19 protein-coding genes and 1 pseudogene are annotated in these 21,248 nt (G+C 70.1%); 16 read left to right on the top strand and 4 right to left on the bottom strand.

Going from position 1 to position 21,248, the window contains the following annotated elements:
- The 6 genes and pseudogenes from AB0E24_RS26720 to AB0E24_RS26695 form a co-directional block, all read left to right on the top strand.
- Positions 1–1,005, top strand: a 1,005-nt coding sequence (locus AB0E24_RS26720) for a helix-turn-helix transcriptional regulator (RefSeq protein ID WP_359380671.1), incomplete at its 5' end; no start/stop codon positions are given.
- Positions 1,006–1,518: 513 nt separating this feature from the next.
- Positions 1,519–2,172: a (2Fe-2S)-binding protein gene (locus tag AB0E24_RS26715; RefSeq protein WP_359380668.1), complete on the top strand. Its 654-nt coding sequence runs from the start codon at positions 1,519–1,521 to the stop codon at positions 2,170–2,172.
- 12 nt (positions 2,173–2,184) lie between these two features.
- A complete protein-coding gene (locus tag AB0E24_RS26710; protein ID WP_093700376.1) occupies positions 2,185–3,165 on the top strand; it encodes an FAD binding domain-containing protein in 981 nt (326 codons plus the stop codon).
- The gene (locus AB0E24_RS26705; protein WP_359380664.1) at positions 3,162–5,348 is read left to right on the top strand and encodes a xanthine dehydrogenase family protein molybdopterin-binding subunit; all 2,187 of its coding nucleotides are present in this window, start codon (positions 3,162–3,164) and stop codon (positions 5,346–5,348) included. The genes AB0E24_RS26710 and AB0E24_RS26705 overlap by 4 nt, the downstream gene beginning before the upstream one ends.
- A gap of 386 nt (positions 5,349–5,734) precedes the next feature.
- Complete coding sequence (locus AB0E24_RS26700) at positions 5,735–6,448, top strand: MIP/aquaporin family protein (RefSeq protein ID WP_359380684.1); 714 nt, start codon at positions 5,735–5,737, stop codon at positions 6,446–6,448.
- A 59-nt stretch (positions 6,449–6,507) separates the two neighbouring features.
- Positions 6,508–6,792 (top strand): annotated as a pseudogene (locus tag AB0E24_RS26695) (peroxidase family protein); the annotation flags it as partial.
- Positions 6,793–6,802: 10 nt separating this feature from the next.
- Here the strand turns inward: AB0E24_RS26695 and AB0E24_RS26690 are convergent.
- The 3 genes from AB0E24_RS26690 to AB0E24_RS26680 all read right to left on the bottom strand — a co-directional run bounded on the left by AB0E24_RS26690 (position 6,803) and on the right by AB0E24_RS26680 (position 8,635).
- Positions 6,803–7,462 (bottom strand): peroxiredoxin-like family protein, encoded by a 660-nt coding sequence (locus tag AB0E24_RS26690; RefSeq protein ID WP_359380661.1) that lies wholly within the window; start codon positions 7,460–7,462, stop codon positions 6,803–6,805.
- A gap of 119 nt (positions 7,463–7,581) precedes the next feature.
- Positions 7,582–8,196: a TetR/AcrR family transcriptional regulator gene (locus tag AB0E24_RS26685; protein WP_359380659.1), complete on the bottom strand. Its 615-nt coding sequence runs from the start codon at positions 8,194–8,196 to the stop codon at positions 7,582–7,584.
- A 52-nt stretch (positions 8,197–8,248) separates the two neighbouring features.
- A complete protein-coding gene (locus AB0E24_RS26680) occupies positions 8,249–8,635 on the bottom strand; it encodes a siderophore-interacting protein (RefSeq protein WP_359380656.1) in 387 nt (128 codons plus the stop codon).
- 112 nt (positions 8,636–8,747) lie between these two features.
- Here AB0E24_RS26680 and AB0E24_RS26675 point away from each other — a divergent pair, with 112 nt between their 5' ends.
- Positions 8,748–9,365 (top strand): TetR/AcrR family transcriptional regulator, encoded by a 618-nt coding sequence (locus AB0E24_RS26675; protein ID WP_069871954.1) that lies wholly within the window; start codon positions 8,748–8,750, stop codon positions 9,363–9,365.
- 401 nt (positions 9,366–9,766) lie between these two features.
- On the top strand, positions 9,767–10,771 hold the full coding sequence (locus tag AB0E24_RS26670; RefSeq protein WP_359380653.1) for a hypothetical protein: 1,005 nt from the start codon (positions 9,767–9,769) through the stop codon (positions 10,769–10,771).
- 199 nt (positions 10,772–10,970) lie between these two features.
- Here the strand turns inward: AB0E24_RS26670 and AB0E24_RS26665 are convergent, their stop codons facing one another.
- Positions 10,971–12,023 (bottom strand): helix-turn-helix transcriptional regulator, encoded by a 1,053-nt coding sequence (locus AB0E24_RS26665; protein WP_159452434.1) that lies wholly within the window; start codon positions 12,021–12,023, stop codon positions 10,971–10,973.
- Positions 12,024–12,270: 247 nt separating this feature from the next.
- On the opposite strand from AB0E24_RS26665, the gene AB0E24_RS26660 reads away from it, so the two are divergent.
- The 8 genes from AB0E24_RS26660 to AB0E24_RS26625 all read left to right on the top strand — a co-directional run bounded on the left by AB0E24_RS26660 (position 12,271) and on the right by AB0E24_RS26625 (position 21,209).
- The gene (locus AB0E24_RS26660; protein WP_359380648.1) at positions 12,271–13,971 is read left to right on the top strand and encodes a GH3 auxin-responsive promoter family protein; all 1,701 of its coding nucleotides are present in this window, start codon (positions 12,271–12,273) and stop codon (positions 13,969–13,971) included.
- A 125-nt stretch (positions 13,972–14,096) separates the two neighbouring features.
- Positions 14,097–15,158 (top strand): phytanoyl-CoA dioxygenase family protein, encoded by a 1,062-nt coding sequence (locus tag AB0E24_RS26655; RefSeq protein ID WP_359380646.1) that lies wholly within the window; start codon positions 14,097–14,099, stop codon positions 15,156–15,158.
- A 67-nt stretch (positions 15,159–15,225) separates the two neighbouring features.
- Positions 15,226–16,110 (top strand): alpha/beta hydrolase, encoded by an 885-nt coding sequence (locus AB0E24_RS26650; protein WP_359380644.1) that lies wholly within the window; start codon positions 15,226–15,228, stop codon positions 16,108–16,110.
- A complete protein-coding gene (locus AB0E24_RS26645) occupies positions 16,107–17,303 on the top strand; it encodes an enolase C-terminal domain-like protein (RefSeq protein ID WP_359380642.1) in 1,197 nt (398 codons plus the stop codon). The genes AB0E24_RS26650 and AB0E24_RS26645 overlap by 4 nt, the downstream gene beginning before the upstream one ends.
- Before the next feature lie 14 nt (positions 17,304–17,317).
- Positions 17,318–18,088, top strand: a complete 771-nt coding sequence (locus AB0E24_RS26640; RefSeq protein ID WP_359380639.1) for an SDR family NAD(P)-dependent oxidoreductase — start codon at positions 17,318–17,320, stop codon at positions 18,086–18,088.
- A gap of 19 nt (positions 18,089–18,107) precedes the next feature.
- Positions 18,108–18,953, top strand: a complete 846-nt coding sequence (locus tag AB0E24_RS26635) for an SDR family NAD(P)-dependent oxidoreductase (protein ID WP_359380637.1) — start codon at positions 18,108–18,110, stop codon at positions 18,951–18,953.
- Positions 18,954–19,036: 83 nt separating this feature from the next.
- The gene (locus AB0E24_RS26630; protein WP_359380634.1) at positions 19,037–20,512 is read left to right on the top strand and encodes a 3-isopropylmalate dehydratase large subunit; all 1,476 of its coding nucleotides are present in this window, start codon (positions 19,037–19,039) and stop codon (positions 20,510–20,512) included.
- A gap of 58 nt (positions 20,513–20,570) precedes the next feature.
- On the top strand, positions 20,571–21,209 hold the full coding sequence (locus AB0E24_RS26625) for a 3-isopropylmalate dehydratase small subunit (RefSeq protein ID WP_359380631.1): 639 nt from the start codon (positions 20,571–20,573) through the stop codon (positions 21,207–21,209).
- Positions 21,210–21,248 lie beyond the last annotated feature (39 nt).

Here is a 21,248-nt window from a genome sequence, read left to right as displayed (position 1 = left end):
CACCAGATACGACAAGACCGCCGTCTCCTACGAAGCGGCGGTCACGCTCGCGGCATTCCTGCTCTGGGCAAGATCCGTTTGAAGACGGACCCTAGACGTGAAGGTGGCGGCGGTTATGCCGGTACCTTCACCACCCGCTTCATCGAAGGGTTGAGGTCAGAGATGGAAGAGCGGACATCGGAGTCCCACCGCATGGATCGCCGCCGCGAGCTTGGGGAGTTCCTGCGACAACGACGAACGCGGATAGACCCCGAGCAGTGGGGGCTGGTCATCCGCAAGCGCCGCCGCTCGACGGGCCTGCGTCGGGAGGAGGTTGCCGATCTCGCCGGGGTCAGCACAACGTGGTACACCTGGCTCGAACAGGGCAGGGACATCAACGTCTCCGAGCAGGTACTGCTCGCGGTCGGTCGCGTGCTCCTGCTGGATCACCACGAGCTCGACTACCTGTTCACCTTGACCGGTCGTGTCGCGCCCTCCGATACAGGGCTGCGCACCGAGCTGCCTGAGACCGTCGACGTTGTCATGCGCCAGCTGGATCCCCTCCCAGCCGCGGTGTACAACCCTCGGCTCGACATCCTGGCGTTCAACGAGGGATACCGCTGGTTGATGGGCATGGATCTCTACCCGAGGCCCGACCACAATGCCCTGCTGCTGCGGTTCACGAACAAGGACTGGCAGGCGCGGATCGACCCCGATATGGACACCATAGCTACGACGGTCGCGAACTTCCGCGCCGCCTACGCCCGGCACGTCGGCGAACCGGCATGGAAAGACCTCATCGGCCGCCTGGAAGGCATCGCCTTGTTCGATGAGCTGTGGGCACGGCACGATGTGGAGCCACGTACGGGACTGGTCAAGAAGTACGTTCACCCCGAGGCAGGTCCGTTGACCTTCGACAGCATCCCTCTGTGGATCTCCAAGAGCTCTGACGTCCGGATCACGGTGTACACGCCCGCCGACGCCGCATCGAAGGACGCCCTCCACTCAACGGTCCGCGTCGGCTGAGCGAGCCGAACTGCTTGTGCAGTGCGCTCAGGCGAGCAGGATCTTCGCGAGCACTGCCTCGAGCTGGTCGGCGTAGTCGTCGTCTCCTTGATCCTCTCTCCGGGCCGCGTTGTGCAGAACAGAGTTCTGCCGGCCGGATACGAAACGTGCATGGCACAACAACCTCTGGATGAGCGCGAGTCATGTGGTGAAGGCTGGGCGGGTGTCCCGAATCCTTGCCCTGATCGCCGATGACTCCATGCACGTCGGTGCCGAGGACAACCGCCTGCTCCCCCATGGCACCGCCACTCCCGTCCAGCCGATTCGGTCGTGGCGATGCCGCGGCTCAACCGGGGCTACGGCCGAATGGCCCTCTTCAGGCCGGCCAATCCGCCCTGATGGCCAATGCCCGCTCTTTTTTGCCGCCACCCGTTACGGAACAGTCCGTCCGAGTAACCGGTGCACCCTCGCGATCGACGCGGCCATCGGTACGCCCTTCACGACCACCCGTACCCACACCGAGGGAGCGTGGACATGCCCACCGAACGTCCCGACACAGCCGTGACTTCCCCCGTCGACCCCCTGGCGTCCCCCTCCGAGCCGTCCCGGCGAACCTTCATTGCCACGAGCACGGCCGTCGGGGGCGCGGTGGTGGCCGGTGGCCTGGTCGCCGGACCGCTGCCTCCGCTCGGCACCGAGGCTGCGGTGGCTGCCGAGGCGGCGCCCAGCAGCCGCGTCTCCTTGACGGTCAATGGCGTCCGGCACACCGTCGCGATCGACAACCGCACCTCGCTCCTCGACCTGCTGCGCGAGCACCTGGACCTGACCGGTTCCAAGAAGGGCTGCAACGCCGGTGCCTGCGGCGCCTGCACGGTCCTGGTCGATGGGCGACGGGTCAACTCCTGCCTGACGCTGGCAGTGCGACTGGAGGGCACCGAGGTCACCACGATCGAGGGTCTGGAGAAGGGCGACCAGTTGCATCCACTGCAACAGGCGTTCATTGACCAGGACGCCTTCCAGTGCGGTTTCTGCACCTCGGGGCAGATCGTGTCCGGCGTCGGGTGCATCCAGGAGGGCCACACCGGCTCCGCGGACGAGATCCGGGAGTGGATGAGCGGGAACCTGTGCCGCTGCGGTTGCTACGTGAAGATCGTGCGCGCGGTCGAGCAGACCGCTGGACGAAAGTGAGGGCCGGCTCCCATGCATCCCTTCACCTACACCAAGGCCGCGGACACGCGGGAAGCCCTCGATGCAGGTCGGCGTGGCGGACGTTACATCGCCGGCGGCACCACCCTCGTCGACCTGATGCGGGAGACCGTCGAACGCCCTGCTTCGCTGATCGACATCAGTGCCCTGCCGTTGAGCGACACCACCGTCACCAAAGGCGGGGGCCTGCACATCGGCGCCCTGGTCAGAATGTCCGAGGCCGCCGCCCACCCCAAGGTGCGGGCCCTGTATCCCGTCATCTCGCAGGCGCTGGAGCTGAGCGCGTCCGCCCAGCTGCGGAACATGGCCACCATCGGCGGCAACATCATGCAGCGCACCCGGTGCACATACTTCCGGGACGTGACCGCGGACTGCAATAAACGCGAGCCCGGCTCCGGTTGCGCCGCGCTGCAAGGCTACAACCGCAGCCATGCGATCCTCGGCACCTCCGACAGTTGCGTGGCCACGCACCCCTCCGACCTCGCGGTCGCCCTCGCCGCTCTGGAAGCCACCATTCATCTGCTGGGCCCGGACGGCGAACGCAGCGTGCCCTTCAGCGATTTCCTGCTCCAGCCGGGCAGCACCCCGAACCGCGAACAGGCCGTCCTTCCAGGTGAGTTGATCACGGGCGTGGAGATCCCGGCCCACCCGCGCCCACTCACATCCGGCTACCTGAAAGTGCGCGACCGGCAGTCCTACGAGTTCGCGCTCACCTCGGCCGCGGTCGCGCTGCGCATCGGCGGCGGCGTCATCCGCGAGGCTAAGGTCGCCGTCGGCGGTGTCGGCACCGTGCCGTGGAAGCTGCCCGCCGTCGAGCGCCATCTCATCGGCGAACGGCCCTCCCACCGGCTGTGGGCCGAGGCCGCCGAACAGGCGACCGACGGGGCGCGCCCCCTCAAGTACAACGGCTTCAAGGCCGAACTGCTCAAACGCACCGTCGAACGCCAGCTGCGCACCCTGGGAGGCATCACATGAGCCAGCCACAGGCAGCGGTCGGTGCGCCGGCACCCCGTGTCGACGCGCGGCTGAGGGTCACCGGGAGAACGAAGTACGCCGGAGACAACAACCCCCACGGGGTCGTGCACGCGGTCGTCGTCGACAGCAGTGTCGGCCGCGGCCGTATCACCGGCATCGACAGCCGCGCCGCCGAAGGCCAGACCGGCGTCCTGAAGGTGATCAGCCACCTCAACGCACCCAAGCTGCCACCCCGTGCACCGGGATTCCCACCGGGTGAGGCGCTGCGCCCCTTCCAGGACGAACGGGTCCGGTTCTTCGGCCAGCCCGTCGCGGTCGTGGTGGCGACCACGCTGGAGGTGGCACAGCACGCCGCGAGCCTGGTGAAGGTCTCCTACGACGCCCAGCCTCCCTCGACCGACATAGGCGCCGCCGAACCCGCGGGCGATCCCGAGACCTATGCGCGCGGCGACGCGGACGAGGCCCTGAAAGCCGCCGACGTCAAGCTGGACCTGACGTACCGGATGGCCCGCAACCACCACAATCCCATGGAGCCGGCCGGTACCGTGGCCGGCTGGGAGGGTGACCAACTCACCCTCTGGGAGAAAACCCAGTGGGTGGGCGGCACCGTGACGACCATGGCCGGCGAGTTCGGCATGCCGCCGGACAAGATCCGCGTCATCTCGCCGGCCGTCGGCGGCGGCTTCGGCAGCGCCGGCCGGACCTGGGTACACACCGCCATCGCGGCTCTGGCCGCCCGCGAGGTGAGACGCCCGGTAAAACTCGTACTCACCCGCCGGCAGACGTACTTCGGAGTGGGGTACCGGCCCGCATACGAGTACGAGCTGCGGCTGGGCGGCAACCGGCGGGGCCGCCTGACCGCGTCCGCGCACGATGTCCGCGCCGAGACCTCCCGCTACGAACGGCACCGCGAAGGCGTGCTCGATCCCGGCCGGATGCTCTACAGCACGCCCAACGTCCGCCAGGTGTACCGTCACGTCCCGCTGGACGTGAACACGCCCTGGTTCATGCGCGGTCCCGGCTACTCCAGCGGCACCTACTGTGTCGAATCGGCGATGGACGAGCTCGCCCACGAACTGGACCTGGACCCGATCGAGCTACGACTGCGCAACGAACCCGCCGGCGACGAGTCCACCGGGCTGCCCTTCTCCACCCGCCGGCTGCGCGATTGCTACCGCGTGGGCGCCAGTGAGTTCGGCTGGCACCGGCGCAACCCCAGGCCCCGCTCGACGCGTGACGGTGACTGGCACATCGGCATGGGAATGGCCGCCGGCGTCTACGACACCGCGCGCAGCGAGGCCCATGCCTCGGTCAGGCTCGACGCCGACGGCACCGCCCTGGTGCAGTCCTCGACCAGCGACATGGGCCCCGGCACGGCCACGTCCATGACCCAGGTCGCCGCCGACGCCCTCGGCCTGACCATGCGTCAGGTAGCCTTCCGGCTCGGCGACTCCACCATGCCCCCGGCCCCTGGCCACAACGGCTCGCGGACCATGGCCAGTGTCGGATCCGCCGTCCAGGACGGCTGCGACAAGCTGCGCAAGCAGGCGATCACGCTTGCGGTCAAGGACGAGGGCTCACCGCTGTACGGCGTCGATCCCACCGATGTGGTGGTACGCGGCGGCCGACTGCACATGAAGGACGAGCCCACACGCGGCGAGACGTACCAGCGGCTCCTGACCCGCAACGATCGCACCCACCTCGAAGCGCTCGGCGCATACGCCGGGGCGCCGGAACGGGAGAGGTTCTCCTTCTACGCCTACGCCGCGACGTTCGCCGAAGTGGCCGTCGACGCCCGCCTCGGCCTGGTGCGGGTCCGGCGCATGGTCGGCGTGTACGACGCCGCCCGGATCATCAACCCGAGACTCGCCGACAGCCAGGCCATCGGGGCAATGACCGGCGGTATCGGTCAGGCCCTCCTCGAGCACACGGTCACCGACCACCGCGATGGCCGGATCGTCAACGCCAACCTCGCCGACTACCTCGTGCCCACCCACGCCGACATGCCCGACATGAAGGCGATCTACATCGAGGGCGAGGACTTCGAGGCCGACCCGATCGGCGTCAAGGGCCTCGGTGAGATCGTCATCGTCGGAGTGGCACCCGCCATCGCCAACGCGGTCTTCAACGCCACCGGCCGCCGGATCCGCGAACTGCCCATCACCGCCGAGGCACTGCTCTGAGCCCCCGGGGTGGCCGCCCACCGGTCCACCCCGGACTCCCAAGCGTCCGGCGGCTTTCGACCCCACACCGCCGGACGCCAGGGCCGTCGCCACGCCTCCCTTTCCCCCAGGGCGCGGCGGCGGCCCGTTGTCGAAGCCCACCGACGCCTGGTTGGCCGGCGCCCGCTGACCAGTCTCCCGCTACGGCCGCTGCGTGCCGTACGTCAGCGTTTCGTAAGGGCTCGACCGGTGGGCTGCCGTCCAATCGGTCCCTACGGTGTTGCACCAGGCAAGCAGGTCGTTCGTCCACGCCCTGACGTGGTCTCAGGCTCTGAGGTCCTGCGTATCGCGACGGCAAGGCACCACACCCTCGATCCGCTGCGCGACCCGAGTCTTCAAAGGAGAGAATCTTGCGTAAGTGCGTCGCTGAATTCATCGGCACGTTATTCCTCGTCCTCACCATCGCAGCGGCGGTGCTCACCAAAGCCCCCCTGGCTCCGCTGGCGATCGGCGGGGTCCTGATGGTGATGGTGTACGCCGGGGGTCATGTCTCGGGTGCCCACTACAACCCCGCTGTCACCCTTGCCGTCCTCCTGCGGGGACGGATCACCGCGGCAGACGCGGCGACCTACGTGGTGGCGCAGTTTGTGGGAGGCGCCGTGGGAGCGCTGATCGCCCGCTGGGTCGTCGACCCGGACAAGGTGACGGCCCTCTCCTTGTCGGGACGGCAGCTCGGCGCGGCGCTGCTGGTGGAGGTGCTGTTCACCTTCGCCCTGGCCTACGTCGTGCTGAATGTGGCCACGAGCAGCAGCCACCCGGACAATTCCTTCTACGGTCTGGCCATCGGATTCACCGTGCTCGCAGGCGCCATAGCGGTGGGCGGTATCTCCGGAGGAGCGTTCAACCCGGCCGTCGCCGTGGGCGGCTCCATCGCCGGGCTGTTCTCCTGGTCCTCGCTATGGATCTACCTGCTCTCGCAGGTCGTCGGGAGCGTCCTCGCAGCCGTTGCCTTCCTGGCACTCAACCCCCACGAACGCGGCGTACAGGGGGCCGAGTCCGGTGCTGAGCCCGACGCCGCGCCAGGTGCGGAAACGCCGGCTTCACATCTGGCCTCCCCATGACCCCGACCTCGGGTCCCGGCCCGTCGGTGTCGGGCATCGGGCGTCGGCCGTCGCGGAACGCCACCTTCCGCGGCAGCGACAAGCGCGGTGGCGCCAACGGCGCCCGGATCCGCCTGGAGCCGCAGCGCGGCTGGGAGGTCAGCAACCCCGACGAGCTCGCGCAGGTCCTGCGGACCCTCGAGGGCATCCAGGGCGAGTTCAACTCCGGCGCCAGGAAGGTCTCCCTGGCCGACCTGCTCACCCTCAGCGCCCCCGAGACGACCGTCCTGGTCGGTGGCCTACGCGTGCTGGGCGCCAACCACAACGGTTCGAAGCACGGTGTCCTCACCGAGACCCCGGGCACTTGTCGCGGGCTCAGAGCGCGGCGTCGTAGGCGGCCAGAATCTCGGCCGGCTCGCTTCTGCTGACGTAGTTCGGGTGGACGTCGATCCAGCGGATCGTCCCGGAGGTGTCCACGATGACGGTGGTAGGCATCGGGATGACAGCCGCGCCGTCCGCATTCAGCGCGGCGACGTCGAGGCCGAGCGCCGCCTGGGACGCCTTGGCTGCCTCCGTGGGTTCAGTGAGGATGCCCAGGCGTCCGGCGAGCGTGTTGCCCGCGTCGGAGAGCACGGTGAACGTGAGCTCGTTGCTCTGCTGCATCGTGAGCGAACCGTCGGGCTTCTGCGGGCTGATCGCCACCAGCGCGGCGCCCCGCTGGGCCAGCGGCCCGACCAGCTCGGACTGGTAGGTACGCAGCGCCAGATTGCAGTACGGACACCATGCGCCGCGGTAGAAGACGATCACAGCGGGCCTGCCGGCGAGCGTGCCGCGCAGCGTCGTTGGTTGACCGTGCACGTCCAGCAGACCGGCGTCGGGCAGTTCCTCGCCCGGCCGGGCGATACCGGCCGGGACTCCGGCCGCGGCGAGCTGCTTGAGTTCTTCGGCGAACGGCGCGCGAAGCTCCGCCGATACCTGCTGGGCCATGCCTGCCTGTAGCGCGGCGGCCTGGTCGGCGATCGGAGTGGTGGCCATGGCTATCCCTCTGGTTGGTGAGCACTGCCGAGTAGTGGCATGCACGGTCCAGAGTCGCCCTTGAGGATTGGCATCGCAATGCCAATCCTCGTCCGATGAGCCGGACGCGCGGAAGCGGGTTATGCCAGGGTCTGCGATCCGATGTAGGCGAGTGCCATGTCGAGCGCCGTCTCGAGAGGCTTGGTGTCGCGGTCGAGCTGGGTCATCAGCAGTCCGCCCTGCAACGAGGCAAGGAGGAAAAGGGCCAGCGCCTCCGGATCCGCGCCAGGGCGCAGCCCGCCCTTGGCGTGCATGGCGACCAGCCCCGCGCGAAGCCCTGCCGACCAGCGCAGAAAGCTGTGGGAGAGCTGGAGCCGCGCCACCTCGTCGTGCTCGGCGAGCTGTCCGGCCAGCGAGGCGATCGGGCAGCCGCCACGGCAGTTCAACTCGCGCTGGCGGGCCACGGCGAAATCACGCCACTCACGCAGGCACTCCATCGTGTCGAGCCGGGCAAATATCTGCTCCTGGGGCTCTATAACAGCATCCGTCTGGTACTCGATAACCGCGCGCACCAGCGCCGCCTTGTCCGCGAAGTAGTGGTAGACCTGTGAATTGCTCACCTGGGCCTGCGCTCGGACGTCCTCAACGGTGGTGTCCGCCACACCACACTCGAACATCAGCTGCGCAGCGGCCGCAACGATGCGCTGGCGGGTCTCTCGCCCCTTGGCGGTGAGGGTTCCTGGCTTGATAGGCATGCCTACAGCGTACGAGGTCTGGATTTTGGCCTCCATTTCTCGCTCTCGGGCGTCATCCGGCTTGTCCGGTTGCGGAGTTGGCGCGCGACAGCAGCCCGCCCGGCAAGCGCACCGAAGGTGATCCAGCGTGCGGCCTCGCGCGGGGACGGTGGGCGCTCGCGCGGCCGATCCAGCGGCAGCCCGCGCCACAGAGGCGCGACGGCCATCCACCCAGCGTTTGGGTGCCAAGCCCGGTCGAGATGGTCGGCATCCGCAACGCGGTCTGTGCCCCGCGTGGGAAGAACAGACGAACCGCCTGGTCGTTGTCGGCAAGGACCAGGTCCCGTAGGGCTGGGCCTTTGAGGGTGATGCTCGCGAAGCCCGGCGTGAGGAACTCTCGGCGGCGCACCTCCAGCGTGATCATCGTGCGCGACTCGGGTAGGTGCACCTCGGGGATCACGACACACCAACCACATCGGACATGGCCTTGTTTCCGCAGCTCATGGCACTATTGTGAGCAATAGCTCAGCTCTCTGGCTACTCGCTTTTCACGCCTCGAGGAGGACCTCCAGATGCCGTCGGCCGACCGTCGCCTTCAGCCACGTCGCAAGCCCCGGCAAGTGCGCGCCGAGCTCACCCGGGAGCGCATTCTCACCGCCGCTGCTCACATCTTCGCCGAGCTCGGATACGCCGCCGGTACCACCAACCGCATCGCCGAACGCGCCCGCATCTCCATCGGCTCGCTGTACCAGTACTTCCCGAACAAGGACGCCATCCTGGCCGAGCTGCTGGTGCGGCACATCGACCGTGGCACGTGGACGCAGGCCGACCAGCTCGATCTGTCCGCCGGGAGCCTCAAGGAGATGGTGCGGGCACTGGTCCGCGATGCGATCGACAACCACCGTGACGATCCGCAGCTGCTGCGGATCATGATCGAGGAGGCACCCCTCTCGCAGGAACTGCTCGACACAATCGACCGCCACGGCAAACACCGCGTCGAGCAGGTGCGCGATGTCTTCTCCCGCCACCCGGACGTCCGCGTAAGAGACCTCGATACCGCAGCCGAACTGACCGTGTTCACCGTGGAGATAAACACGCACAAACTCATGGCTGCCCCCCAAACCATCCCTGTCGAGACATTCGAGAATGAACTAGTGGATATGATCAGCCGTTATCTCCGCGGTGACTAATACCGTGCCCTGGCCCAGTCGTTCGCTTGAGTCGGTTCCCTTGCGGGCGATTGGTAAGCGATCTCCTCGGGGCGGGCCAGGCTACGACGGGCCAGCACCCAGCGGCCTCGTCAGCAACATACTTCACCGCCTGCGGCCGCCCACGGGTGTGTCGCCACCGTCTTGCCGTCCCGTAGTCGGCGGGTGGGATAGCGCTGCCTGTCAGCGCTGTTCGTCCTGGCTCGGGAGGGGTCCCGAGCAACTCGGTTAGCCTCGCGTGGTCTGCTCTGGAGGGGTGCGCGATGCCGATGCGCAGAGTCATGCTTGGTGTGGTCGTGGTGGCGATGACCGCTGTGCTGGCCGGATGTTCGGGAGGAGGGTCGACCGGGGACGCGGCCCCGTCCAAGTCCCCGACCTCGCCATTGGCCTCGGCGGGCGTCTTCGCATACCTGAAAGTCCAGATCAGCGAGGACTGGAGGCAGACGAAGAGCCAGATGGTCGTCATGAACGGCAACAAGAAGGTCGGCCACAGCGCGCCTCTCTTGCTCGCCGACCGTCCGATTTTCACAGCCGACGGCCGGTATGCGTTGACCATGCCGTCCTTCCTCGACGAGGTCGTCGCGGTCTCGGTGGCCAACGGCAAGACCAAGTCCGTGCCGTGCAAGGGGTGCGGCGACCGCAAGTCGGAATGCCAGTGCCAGATCGTCGCTCCCATCGGTGGCAGCCGGATCGCCTGGCTGGACGGCAACCATCATTTGGTGATCACAGACCTCGCCGACGCGTCGCCTCGCCCACGGCGGACGGACGTCACGCTGCCCACTCAGGACGGCTTCCTGGACCAGCGGGTGAGTCCACAGCTGATCGCAGGCACCGACGGCGCCGCGCTCGCCGCGTATCCGGAGACCTCCAAGACGGGCTTCGACGTCATCAAGCAGGCGTACCTCGTGACGCCCGACGGCAAGCCTCGCCGACTGCGCCCGGATCGACCGGACTCCATCGACGAGGCCGTCTTCAGCCCCGACGGCACCCAGGTGGCGCTGACGGGCAACCAGGAAGACGCCTGCGCCACGGTGACCGTAGCCGATGTCGCGTCGGGCAAGGGCAAGACGGCCCCCGTGAGTGCCAAGCCGGGCACCACATGCGACAACAACGACGTGTACATCGACAGTCTTTGGTGGGACCGGGACACCACCTTGAACGTGACCTTCCAGGCTGATCGCGAGAACACCACGGCCAAGGACGGCCAGCGTCGGTTCGAAGGCGGCCGTTGGGTGGACGCCGGTGTCCCTCAGACCGGCGAAGTACGACAGCTGAACGCCGGCACGGCGACGATCCAGGGTCACGCGCCGGGCACCCTCTTCATCAGGAGCGACGGCGAACACGCCAAGATCGACACCGACGTCCGATACGTGACCGCCGCACCGTAGCCCGTGATGTGCGGTGACCCGCACTGCCGCCACTCCCCCAGCCGGGTGCGTTACCCCCCTACGAGGTAGCCGATCGCGTCCAGCATTGTGCGGTGGCAGTACGCCTCCGGTCGGCCGCCCCCGGCCGTGCATCCAGCCCGGTACCGGCAGCCGCCACCACCAAGATCGAAAAGACAACGACAGTCGCACCGCGAAGATCTCATGTCTCGGCCTCGGTCTCTTCTTCCCCATCCCCCTCCGCCCCCAATAACCCCGCCCTTGCCGCCAACACCCCGGCCTGAAAACGGCTCGTGGCGTTCAGTTCGGTCATCAGATGGGAGACATGGCGTCGGAAGGTCCGCTCGGACATGCCCAGTCGGCGGGCGGCCACCCCGTCCTTGAGGCCCTGGGCCAGTACCCGTGCGACCGCCGAGCGGAGGTCCCCGGTGGCGTCGGCGTATCCCATGACGCTGGGCAGGAACGGCGACGCTTCCGCCCACAGGTACTCGAAGACGGCGGCCAGGAATCGTGTCACCTTCGCGGAACGGACGACCGCCGCGCCGGGAGGCGTGCCGTCGTCCGTGCGGGTGGGCAGGAAGGCCGTCTCCTGGTCGAAGACGACAAGGCCCTCCACAAAATGGCCGACCGTACGGACGAGTCCGCCGGCGGCGTTGATCGACGTTACGTGAGAGCGGGTGACCTGGCTGGTCCTGGCCGTGTGCTGGTAGATGACACGTAGCCGGACCCCACGCTCCAGCATGGCCAGATTGCGCGGCAGGGTCTCGGCGAGGGTCTCCGCCGTCCGGAGGCCGCCCGGCAGGATGGCCAGCACCTCGGTCGTCGCACACCAGCTCTGCTCGGCGATCATGGCGCGGACGTGTGTCCAGTCGTCGATCACCTCCAGCGATGTGTCGTCGCGCGAGCGGACGTGCTGCTGGTAGGCGGATTCCAGGGAGAGCAGCGTGCCTTGCAGTCGGCTGGCCTCGCGTTGCAGTCGGTAGACGGTCTCGTGGACGGGGCTGACGACCTCGGCCGCCGCGCGCCCGGGGCTGTTCGGCTCCAGCCGCTGCGGGTCCGTCGCGGCCGGGCGCAGCAGTTTCAGGGCGAGAAGTGTGGTGCGTATGCGGGCCACCTCGGCCGCCGGGAGGTCTTCCTCCTCGCGCAGGGCGCCCTCGTCGAACCATCCGCGGTCGACAGAGCGCAGGAACGCGCTGACGCCGTCGGGGTCCAGATGAAGGCCGTCCGACCAGGGTAAATCAGCCAGGTCTGACATCTTGAACAGTCCCTTCATCGGTCCCCTCGGACACTGACCTAATCCGGCAGGCAAGAATATGACAGCGGAATGGGCTGGACTCCAGTGCTCCGGATGACGGAGTGTGGCTCCTGTTGAATGATCAGGCCCTGGCTCTGTCCAGCGGCTTCTCGTTCGCGGTCACCGCAGGTGGGAGATTTCACTGTGCGCCAAGGAACTTTCTCGACGTCATGCCGCCTTCCCGCTGACGCCTCGGGCTGGAACTGAGGTGGTACGGGCTTCGGAGCCCGATCGATTCATCCGCCGGACCAGCCGGGCCCTGGCCCGGCAGCGCCGTTTCTGCGCCGATCCCGTCCCGGTCGCCGAGGCGGTCCTGGGGGACCTGCTCGGGCAGGCCACGGGAACCTCGTTCGGCGACGAACACGGGCTGGGGCCGGCCCGGACCCTCGCCGACTTCAAAGCCGCCGTCCCGATCCGCGACTACGAGAGCGTCCGCCCCTACATCGAACGCCAACTCACCGGCGAGAGCCGAGTGCTCACCCGCAGTGAGCCGTACGCCTTCCTCAAGACCTCGGGCACCTCGGGCCGTCCCAAGCTGGTGCCCACCACCCGCCACTGGCGCAACCGCTACCGCGGTCCGGCGCTCTACGCCCAGTGGGGGCTGTACTTCCAGCGCCTGGGCCTGACCTCGCTCTACGAGGGCGCGGTGCTGGACCTGTCCTGGGAGCGCAGCCCTGCCCCGGCCGGCTCCGGCCGGTTCCCCGTGTACAGCGTCACGGGGCGGCCGGCCTCGGTGGGCGAGCGCGACTGGACCCCACCCTGGTACGACGTCCCCTGGTTCACCGGTGGCGACGATTCCGACGCCGCCACCGGGCTCTACCGCAAGCTGCGGCTGCTCGTCGACCGCGACGTACGGCTGATCGTGGCCGTCAACCCGTCGAAGATCACCGCGCTCGCCGCGGAGTTGAGCGCCTCCGCCGAACGGCTGGTGCGGGAGGTGCGGGAGGGAACGCTGCTCGGCGCCCCGCACCCGCTGCTGCGCCCCGATCCGGCGCTGGCCCGGCGGCTCGACGCGTTACGGGACTTCGGCGGCGGCGACCTGCTGCTGCCGGATCTGTGGCCCAATCTGTCGCTGCTGGTGTGCTGGAGATCGGCTTCGGCCCGGTTCTACCAAGGCTGGCTGGAACGCATCGCCCCGGACGTGCCCGTCATCCCGTTCAGCACGACGGGCACGGAGGGCATCGTCACGCTTCCCGTCGACACCCACCCTTCGGCCGGCCCGCTGGCCGTGGGACAGGGAGTGTACGAGTTCGTACCGTGCCCGGAGTCCGACGACGGATCGCCCCTGACCCCGGACGAAGAGACCCTGTCCTTCGCGGAGTTGTCGACCGGTGGCACCTACCGCCTGGTCATGAGCCAGGCCAATGGCCTCTACCGGTACGACGTGGGCGACGTGTACCGGGTGGCCGGCTGGGTCGGGGAGCTTCCCCGGCTCGAATTCGCCGGCCGGGGCGGCTCGGTCAGCTCCTTCACCGGCGAGAAACTCACCGAACAGGACTTCTTCGCCGCCGTCCACCGGGCCCTCCCGCACGGCGACGGCATGTCCCCGCCCGTCTTCTCCGCCGTACCGGTCTGGGACACCCCTCCGTACTACGTGCTCACGGTCGAGTGGCCCCGCCCGCTCCAGGCCATGGGTACCGCCGAGTTCGCCCGGCGCGCGGAGGCGGCGCTGTGCGACGTCAATTCCGAGTACGAGGACAAGCGCCGGACCGGCCGGCTGCGCCCCCTGCGGGTGCGTGCGCTGTCTCCCGGGACATTCCGGAACCTGGCCGAGCGCAGGAGCCGACAGGGCATCGCCTCGGCGCAGGTCAAACACTACTGGCTGCAACGGGACGGCCGGCTCTTGCGGGAGCTGGACGAGCTGTCCCCGACCGGCCGACCGGCCGCCGTCGCCGGATCGAGCGCATAGCGGCGCCGCGACGACCGCAGAGACCGGGGCGACCGCCACGACCACCACGATCGCCCCGACGTCGGAGACCGGACAGCCGGAATTCCAAGCCGCGACATCCACAGATCCGCGAAAGGAACCTGGGCATGGTGCTGAGCAACTCCGACCTGGCACATTTCGAGGAACACGGATACGTGGTGGTGCGCGGCGTCCTGGCCGAGCCGGACTTCGCCGCCGTACGTCGGGAGTACACCGACACGCTCACCGAGCGGGCCGCGGCCTGGCGGGTCGCCGGGCGGTTGAGCGGCGGCGAGGAGTACGGGGCGCTGCCGTTCCCGGAGCACATCGTGGCGCTGGCGGGGCTGCCCGGCTTCGACGCCTCCCTGCTGGCGGAACTGGACATCACCCTGCCCCACATGCCGTTCACCTACCTTCGGCCGGACAGCGAACTGCACACCGGCCCCGCGGTCCTGGGCCTCCTGCGCAACCCCAAGGTGCTGGACGTCGTGGGCAGCCTGGTCGGCGACGAGATCAAGGCAAGCCCCAACCAGCACGTGCGGCTGAAGCTGCCGGTACGCGACACACCCACGGCGTTCGGCGGCCGCAAGGGCGAGACCATGTACGCGCCGACCATGTGGCACCAGGACGCCATGACCCAGATACCGGAGTCGGACGACACCGCCCTCATCACCTGCTGGATTCCGCTCGGTGACGTGGACGAGGGCAACGGCTGTCTCACCGTCGTCCCCGGCGGCCACCGCTCCGACGAGCTGCTGCCCTGGCCGATGGACACGGACACCGTGGCGCGGCTGGAACGGGCGGCGGTGCCGATCCCGGTCCGCAAGGGCGATCTGGTGCTGCTGCACAAGCGGCTGCCACACGGCTCCCGGGTCAACACCTCGGACGCGCTGCGCTGGAGCTTCGACTTCCGTTACTTCCGGGCCGACCAGCCCAGCGACCGGCCGTGGTTCCCGAACATCACCGTACGCAGCCGCCGGGACCCGGCGCGCGAGCTGACCGACGCGGCCGAGTGGCGGCGGCGCTGGGAGGACGCCCGCGCCTTCCATGTGGCGGCGGGCGCTCCGCTGCCGGGGCGCCGGGAGTTCGCCCAACTGGTCGCCGACGCGCTGATCCGGGGCTGGGAGTCCGGGAACTACCCGGTGCTGGGCGAGGACGCCGAATCCGTCCCCGCCGTTGCCGGCCACTGAGCCGCCGCACCGCTGAGCGTCCGGCCTCCCGGTCCCGGTACCGCCCCGACCCCGGAAGGAGGGTGGCGTGCCCGAGCGCACGGTGACCCACCACACGGTGATCGACCACGACGTGTTCGACCTGCCCGCCCCCGACGGCACCCCCCTGGCCGTCCACCACTGGTCACCGGCCGATCCCGCCGCGGCCGTCTTCTACCTTCACGGCATCCAGAGCCACGCCGGCTGGCTCTTCGAGACCGGCCCCGCCCTGGCCGAGCGGGGCGTGCGAGTGTACGCCGTCGACCGCCGCGGCTCCGGGCGCAGCGGGGGGACCCGGGGAGACCTCGCGGACGCGCGGACCGTACTGGACGACTACGCCCTCGCGTTCGCCCACGTCCGGGACCGCTCACCGGAGCTGCCGTTCACCGTGGTCGGCCAGAGCCTGGGCGGGAGCGTGCTCGCCGCGCTGCTGGCGCGCGGCGACCTCCGGGCGGCCGACGCGTTCGTGTTCTGCGCCCCCGCACTGGGGCAGCAGCGCGCCCGGCACGGTGCGGACGGACTCGGCGCGCTGCGGGCCCTGACCGGCACCGAGCGGGTCCCGGTCCCGCTGGCCGACGAGGACTATACGGACGGCCGTGCGTACCTGGCCTTCATGGCCAATGACCATCTGATGCTCCGGCAGACCACCCTGCGCACCCGGGCCGCGATGGTCGCCTTCGAGGACGGCTACGCGGCGGCCCCCGGCCCGGTCACCCGGCGCCCGGTCCACCTCGCCGTGCCGCAGAGCGACCCGATCATCGACCTCGGTGCCGCCCGTGCGGTGCTGGCGCGGCTGGCTCCGCAGTCCGTGGAGCGGAGCTTCCCGGTGCGGCGGCACTTCCTGGAGTTCAGCGAGGCCCGTACCGCGTACTGGTCCTGGCTGGTCGAGGTCGCGCTGAGGGACTCCTGTCCCGCCGGGAGCGTCGCCCCATGAACATCGACGCGACGGTGTACGAGGCCGCCGTCCCCATGCGCCGCCCCTTCACCCACGCGGGCCGGGCCCGTGACCGCTCCGAGTCGGTCCTGCTGCGGCTCCGTCTGGACGGCGCCGTCGGCTGGGGCGAGGCCGCACCCCGCCCCTATGTCACCGGGGAGACGGTGCCCGGGGTGCTCCGCGCCTTCGAGGGGCTCGATCTGCCCGGGCTGGTGGCCCGGATCGACTCGGGCAGCCTGGACGGGGCCCTCGCCTCCCTCGCGGCCCTCGATCTGCCGGAGCTCGGCGGGGCGAGCGGCCCCGCACCCGCCGCCGCGGCCGCCCTCGAGACGGCCCTGCTGGACGCGGTGTGCCGGCTCCACGGCCGGCCGGCCTCGGAGGCGTTGTACCGGGCAGGTCTGCCGGGCGCCATGCTGCGGCCACGTCCCGGTCCCGTCCCGGTGGCCCTCGTGGCCGACCTGAGCCGGGACCCGGCGGCGATGCTGGACGCACTGCCGCCCGCCACGCTCCAGCGGCTGACCCACGTGAAGGTCAAGGCCACCCCGGACGTCGCCGCGTGCCTGCGGCGGCTGCCCGGCGTACGGTCCAGGGTCGCGCCCGGCACATCGGTGAGCCTGGACGTCAACGCCGCGTGGGAAGTCGGGGAGATGCTCGCGGCGGCGCCCGCGCTGGCCGCCGCCGGTCTCTCCTGGATCGAGGAGCCCACCCGCCCCCGACAGTGGTCCGCACTGCGCCGGCTCCGGGAGCACGGGGTGCGGGTCATGCTCGACGAGTCCTTCGCGGACGCCACGGACCTGGCGCGGGCTGCCGAGGCCGGCGCCGCCGACCTGGTCAACATCCGGGTGTCCAAGTGCGGTGGTCCGCTGCGGGCGGCCCGGCTGGCCGCGCGGGCCCGGCAGGCGGGCCTCGGCTTCCAGCTCGGCGTGCAGGTGGGGGAAGTGGGGCCGCTGTGGGCGGCGGGCCGGCTGCTGGGCACCGTCCTCGCCGGCGCGGTGACGGTGGAGGCGGGGCGACAGGACGAGTGGTTCCCGCCGGAGCTGACGGAACCCGCCTACCGCGTCGACCGCGCGCGGTATCTGGCGCCGCCGCTCACCGGTGAGGGCATCGGGCTGGTCCCGACCGGGGCGCTGCTGGAGCGCTGCCGTCAGCACGCGCGCTGGGAGACCGGCGACCGGGCCTGGGTGCCGGCGTGAAAGGGAGTGAGGGGATGAGCGAGACGAGCGCGGCGCCGCGGCAGCACGTCGGCCGCATCGCCTGGGTCACAGCCGCAGGCTCGGGCATCTGCGCCGAGACCGCCCGGCGACTGGCCGCCCGGGGATGCCGGGTCGTGCTCATCGACCGGGACGAGCAGGCCGTCCGGGCCGTGGCGCGGGAGTTGCCCGACGGCCTCGGCGTGCCGGTGTGCGCGGATGTCACGGACACCGGCGCCATGGTGCGGCTGGTGGCGGAGAGCGCGGCGGAGCTGCCGGACGTCCTGGTCAACGGCGTGGGCGGGGACACCCGGTCGATCCCGGTGGCCGAGCTGACCGAGACCGACCTGTGGCGGTCCCTGAGCGCCAACCTGCTGGGGACCTTCACCCTGACCCGGCTCTGCACACCGGCGATGGCCGACCGCGGGCACGGCCGGGTGGTCAACCTGGCCTCCATCGCGGGCCGGACCTATACCCACTTCAGCAACGCGGCCTACGTCGCCGCGAAGGCGGCCGTCATCGGCTTCACCAAGCAGTGCGCGTACGAACTCGCGCCCCGGGGAGTGGTCGTCAACGCCGTCGCCCACGGGCCGATCGCCACCGAGCGGGTGGCGGCGGCCTGGGACGGCATGGAGCCCGCACGTCGGGAGGCCATCGCCGGCCGTACCCCGGCCGCACGGCTGGGCACCGTCGCCGAGGCCGCGGCGGCGGTGGTGCATCTGTGCGACGAGGACGCCGGTTACACCACCGGATCGGTCCTCGATGTCAACGGCGGCCTGCACATCTGAGCCGAGGGAAGGGACGACGATGGACGCGAACGCGGCAGGGCTGGAGGGCCGGGTGGTGGTGGTCACCGGCGCGGGCAGCGGTATCGGCCGTGCGGCGGTGGCCGGCTTCGCCGCGGCCGGCGCCCTGGTGGTGGCCGCCGGACGCAGACGGGCCGCCCTGGAGGAGAGTCTGGCCCTGGCCGGGCTCCCCGGGGAGCGCGCCCGCGCGACGGTGTGCGACGTCGCGGACGAGGACCAGGTGGCGGCCTTGGTGGACGGTACCGTGGCCGCCTTCGGGCGACTGGACGCGGCGTTCAACTCGGCAGGCGTCTTCGGCGCGTTCGGGCTGCTCCACGAGGACTCCGCGGCGAACTTCGACACCGTTGTGGGGACCAATCTGCGCGGCACCTGGCTGTGTCTCAGGCACCAGGTCCGGGCGATGCTGGACACCGGCGGCGGATCGATCGTCAACTGCGGTTCCGTCGCCTCGCACCAGGGGCACAGTCGCAGCCCGCTGTACTCGGCCACCAAACACGCGGTGGTCGGACTGACCCGCTCGGCGGCCCTCCAGTACGGGGCCCACGGCATCCGGGTCAACGCCGTCAGCCCGGGATCGACCGACACGGAGATGCTGCGGGCGCTGTACCGCACCCCCGGGGAACTCGACGCCCGCGCGAGCCGGGCGCCGCTCGGCCGGATGGGCCTGCCCGAGGAGGTCGCCGCGGCGGCGGTCTGGCTGGCGAGCCCGGCGAGCGCCTATGTGACCGGGCAGACCCTCTCGGTCGACGGCGGGGTGACCGCGGGCCAGTCGGCGCCCGGCTCCTCGCCCGTTTCCGCTCCCGCCTCCGCGACGGACCGGCGGCCCGACCTCCACTCCCACCCCTGAGCAGCACGGCTGGCACAACCAGCCCGACCAGCACGACCGGTCCCCACTCATCCGGGAAAGTACGGCACAGAAACGGCGACATCATGGCAAAGACGCTCTACGACAAGGTCTTCGACCTGCATGCGGTACGGGAGCTGGGCGACGGCCAGTACCAGCTCTTCGTCGGCCTGCATCTCGTCCACGAGGCGACCAGCCCGCAGGCCTTCTCCATGCTGCGCGAACGCGGGCTGAAGGTCGCCTACCCGGAACGCAACATCGCCACCGCCGACCACGTCATCCCGACCGACACCGTGCTGCGCCCGTACACCGACGAACTCGGCGAGGCGATGCTCTCCGAACTGGAGCGCAACACCGGCGCCTTCGGTCTGCGGTTCCTCTCGCCCGACCGCGGCGAGCACGGCATCGTCCATGTCGTCGGTCCCGAACGGGGCCTGACCCAGCCCGGCATGACCATCGTCTGCGGCGACTCGCACACCACCACACACGGGGCGTTCGGCGCCGTGGCCCTGGGGATCGGTACCTCCCAGGTGCGGGACGTGCTGGCCACCCAGACCGTGGTGGTGAACCGTCTGAAGGTCCGCCGGGTGCAGATCGACGGCGCGCTCGGGGCGGGCGTGACCGCCAAGGACGTGATCCTCTACGTGATCCACCGGCTCGGGGTGATGGGCGGTGTGGGATACGCCTACGAGTTCGCGGGCGAGGTGGTCGACCGCATGTCCATGGACGAGCGGATGACGCTGTGCAACATGGCCGTGGAGGGCGGCGCGCGCTGCGGCTACGTCAACCCTGACGAGACCACTTTCGCCGCGCTCCGGGGGCGCCCGAACGCCCCCGCCGGCGCGGACTGGGACCGGGCGGTGGCCTGGTGGCGCTCCGTCGCCTCCGACCCGGACGCCCCGTACGACGACGTGGTGTGCCTCGACGGCGCCGCGATCCCGCCGATGGTGACCTGGGGAATCAACCCCGGCCAGGCCGTGCCGGTGGACGGCGCGGTGCCCTCGGACCGGGATGCCGATGAGGAGACGGCCGCCTCGCTGCGTGACGCCTACGCCTACATGGACGTCGAGCCCGGCCAGCCGGTCGGCGGGCTGCGGATCGACGTGGCCTTCCTCGGGTCGTGCACCAACGGGCGGGTCTCCGACTTCCTCCAGGTGGCCGAGGCGCTGGAGCGCACCGGGCTGCGGGTCGCCCCGGGCGTGCGGGCCCTCGCCGTCCCCGGGTCCAACGCGGTGCGTGAGGAACTCGTCAGCCGGGGTGTGGACGCGATCCTGGAGCGGGCCGGCTTCGAGTTCAGGTTCTCCGGGTGCTCGATGTGTCTGGCGATGAACCCGGACAAGCTGGTCGGCCGCGAGCTGTGCGCGTCCTCCTCCAACCGGAACTTCAAGGGGCGCCAGGGGTCGCCCACCGGCCGGACGATGATCATGTCTCCGCTCGCGGTCGCCGCGGCGGCCGTGCGCGGTGGCATCGCCGACCCGCGCTCCGTCTTCGGGACACCCGCCGCACCCGCCGTCTCGGTCGTACCCGTCGTACCGGCTTCGCGGCCGGCACCGGCCGAATGAGCCGAGCTCTCGGCACCCTCGTCCGCCCGCCCCACCGACTCCTACCGGAGACCCCAGCATGGTCAAGTCCAGCTCCAGCCGCCCCGAGATCCGCGTCGTCGCCGGTCCCGCCCTCGTCCTGCGGGGGAACGACATCGACACCGACCGCATCATCCCCGCGCGCTTCCTGAAGCACCTGACGTTCGACCGGCTCGGCGAGCACGTCTTCGAGGACGACCGCAAAGAGGCCGCCGCAAGCGGAGCCGTTCATCCCTTCGACGCCGCGGAGTCGGCCGGTGCGGCCATCCTGCTGACGGCCAAGAACTTCGGCTGCGGGTCGTCGCGCGAGCACGCCCCGCAGGCGCTGTACCGCTGGGGCATCCAGGCGGTGGTGGGGGAGAGCTTCGGTGAGATCTTCCGCGGCAACTGCACCACGATCGGGCTGCCCTGTGTGGTGATCGCCCCCGAGCACGCGACCGAGGCGTGCGCCCTCGCGGAGTCGTCCCCGGCCACCAGGGCCGTACTCGACCTGGAGAGGTCCGACCTGCGCATGGGCGACCGCAGCTGGCCGATACAGCTCCCTGAATCGGTGCGCGACCGGTTCGTCACCGGGCGCTGGGATACCCTCGCTGAACTCCACTCGGCCGCACGGTCCGTGCGGGCCGTCGCCGACCGCCTTCCCTACCTCAACGGATGGACGGTCGGCGCGCATGCCTGACCCGTCCCCGCCCCGCCGGCCTCCTCAGAAAGCGATAGC

It is taken from the genome of Streptomyces malaysiensis subsp. malaysiensis, assembly GCF_040653035.1.
Classification (GTDB): Bacteria; Actinomycetota; Actinomycetes; order Streptomycetales; family Streptomycetaceae; genus Streptomyces; species Streptomyces malaysiensis.
Note: the sequence above shows the minus strand (reverse complement) of the source record. Positions and strands in the feature narration are given on the sequence as shown.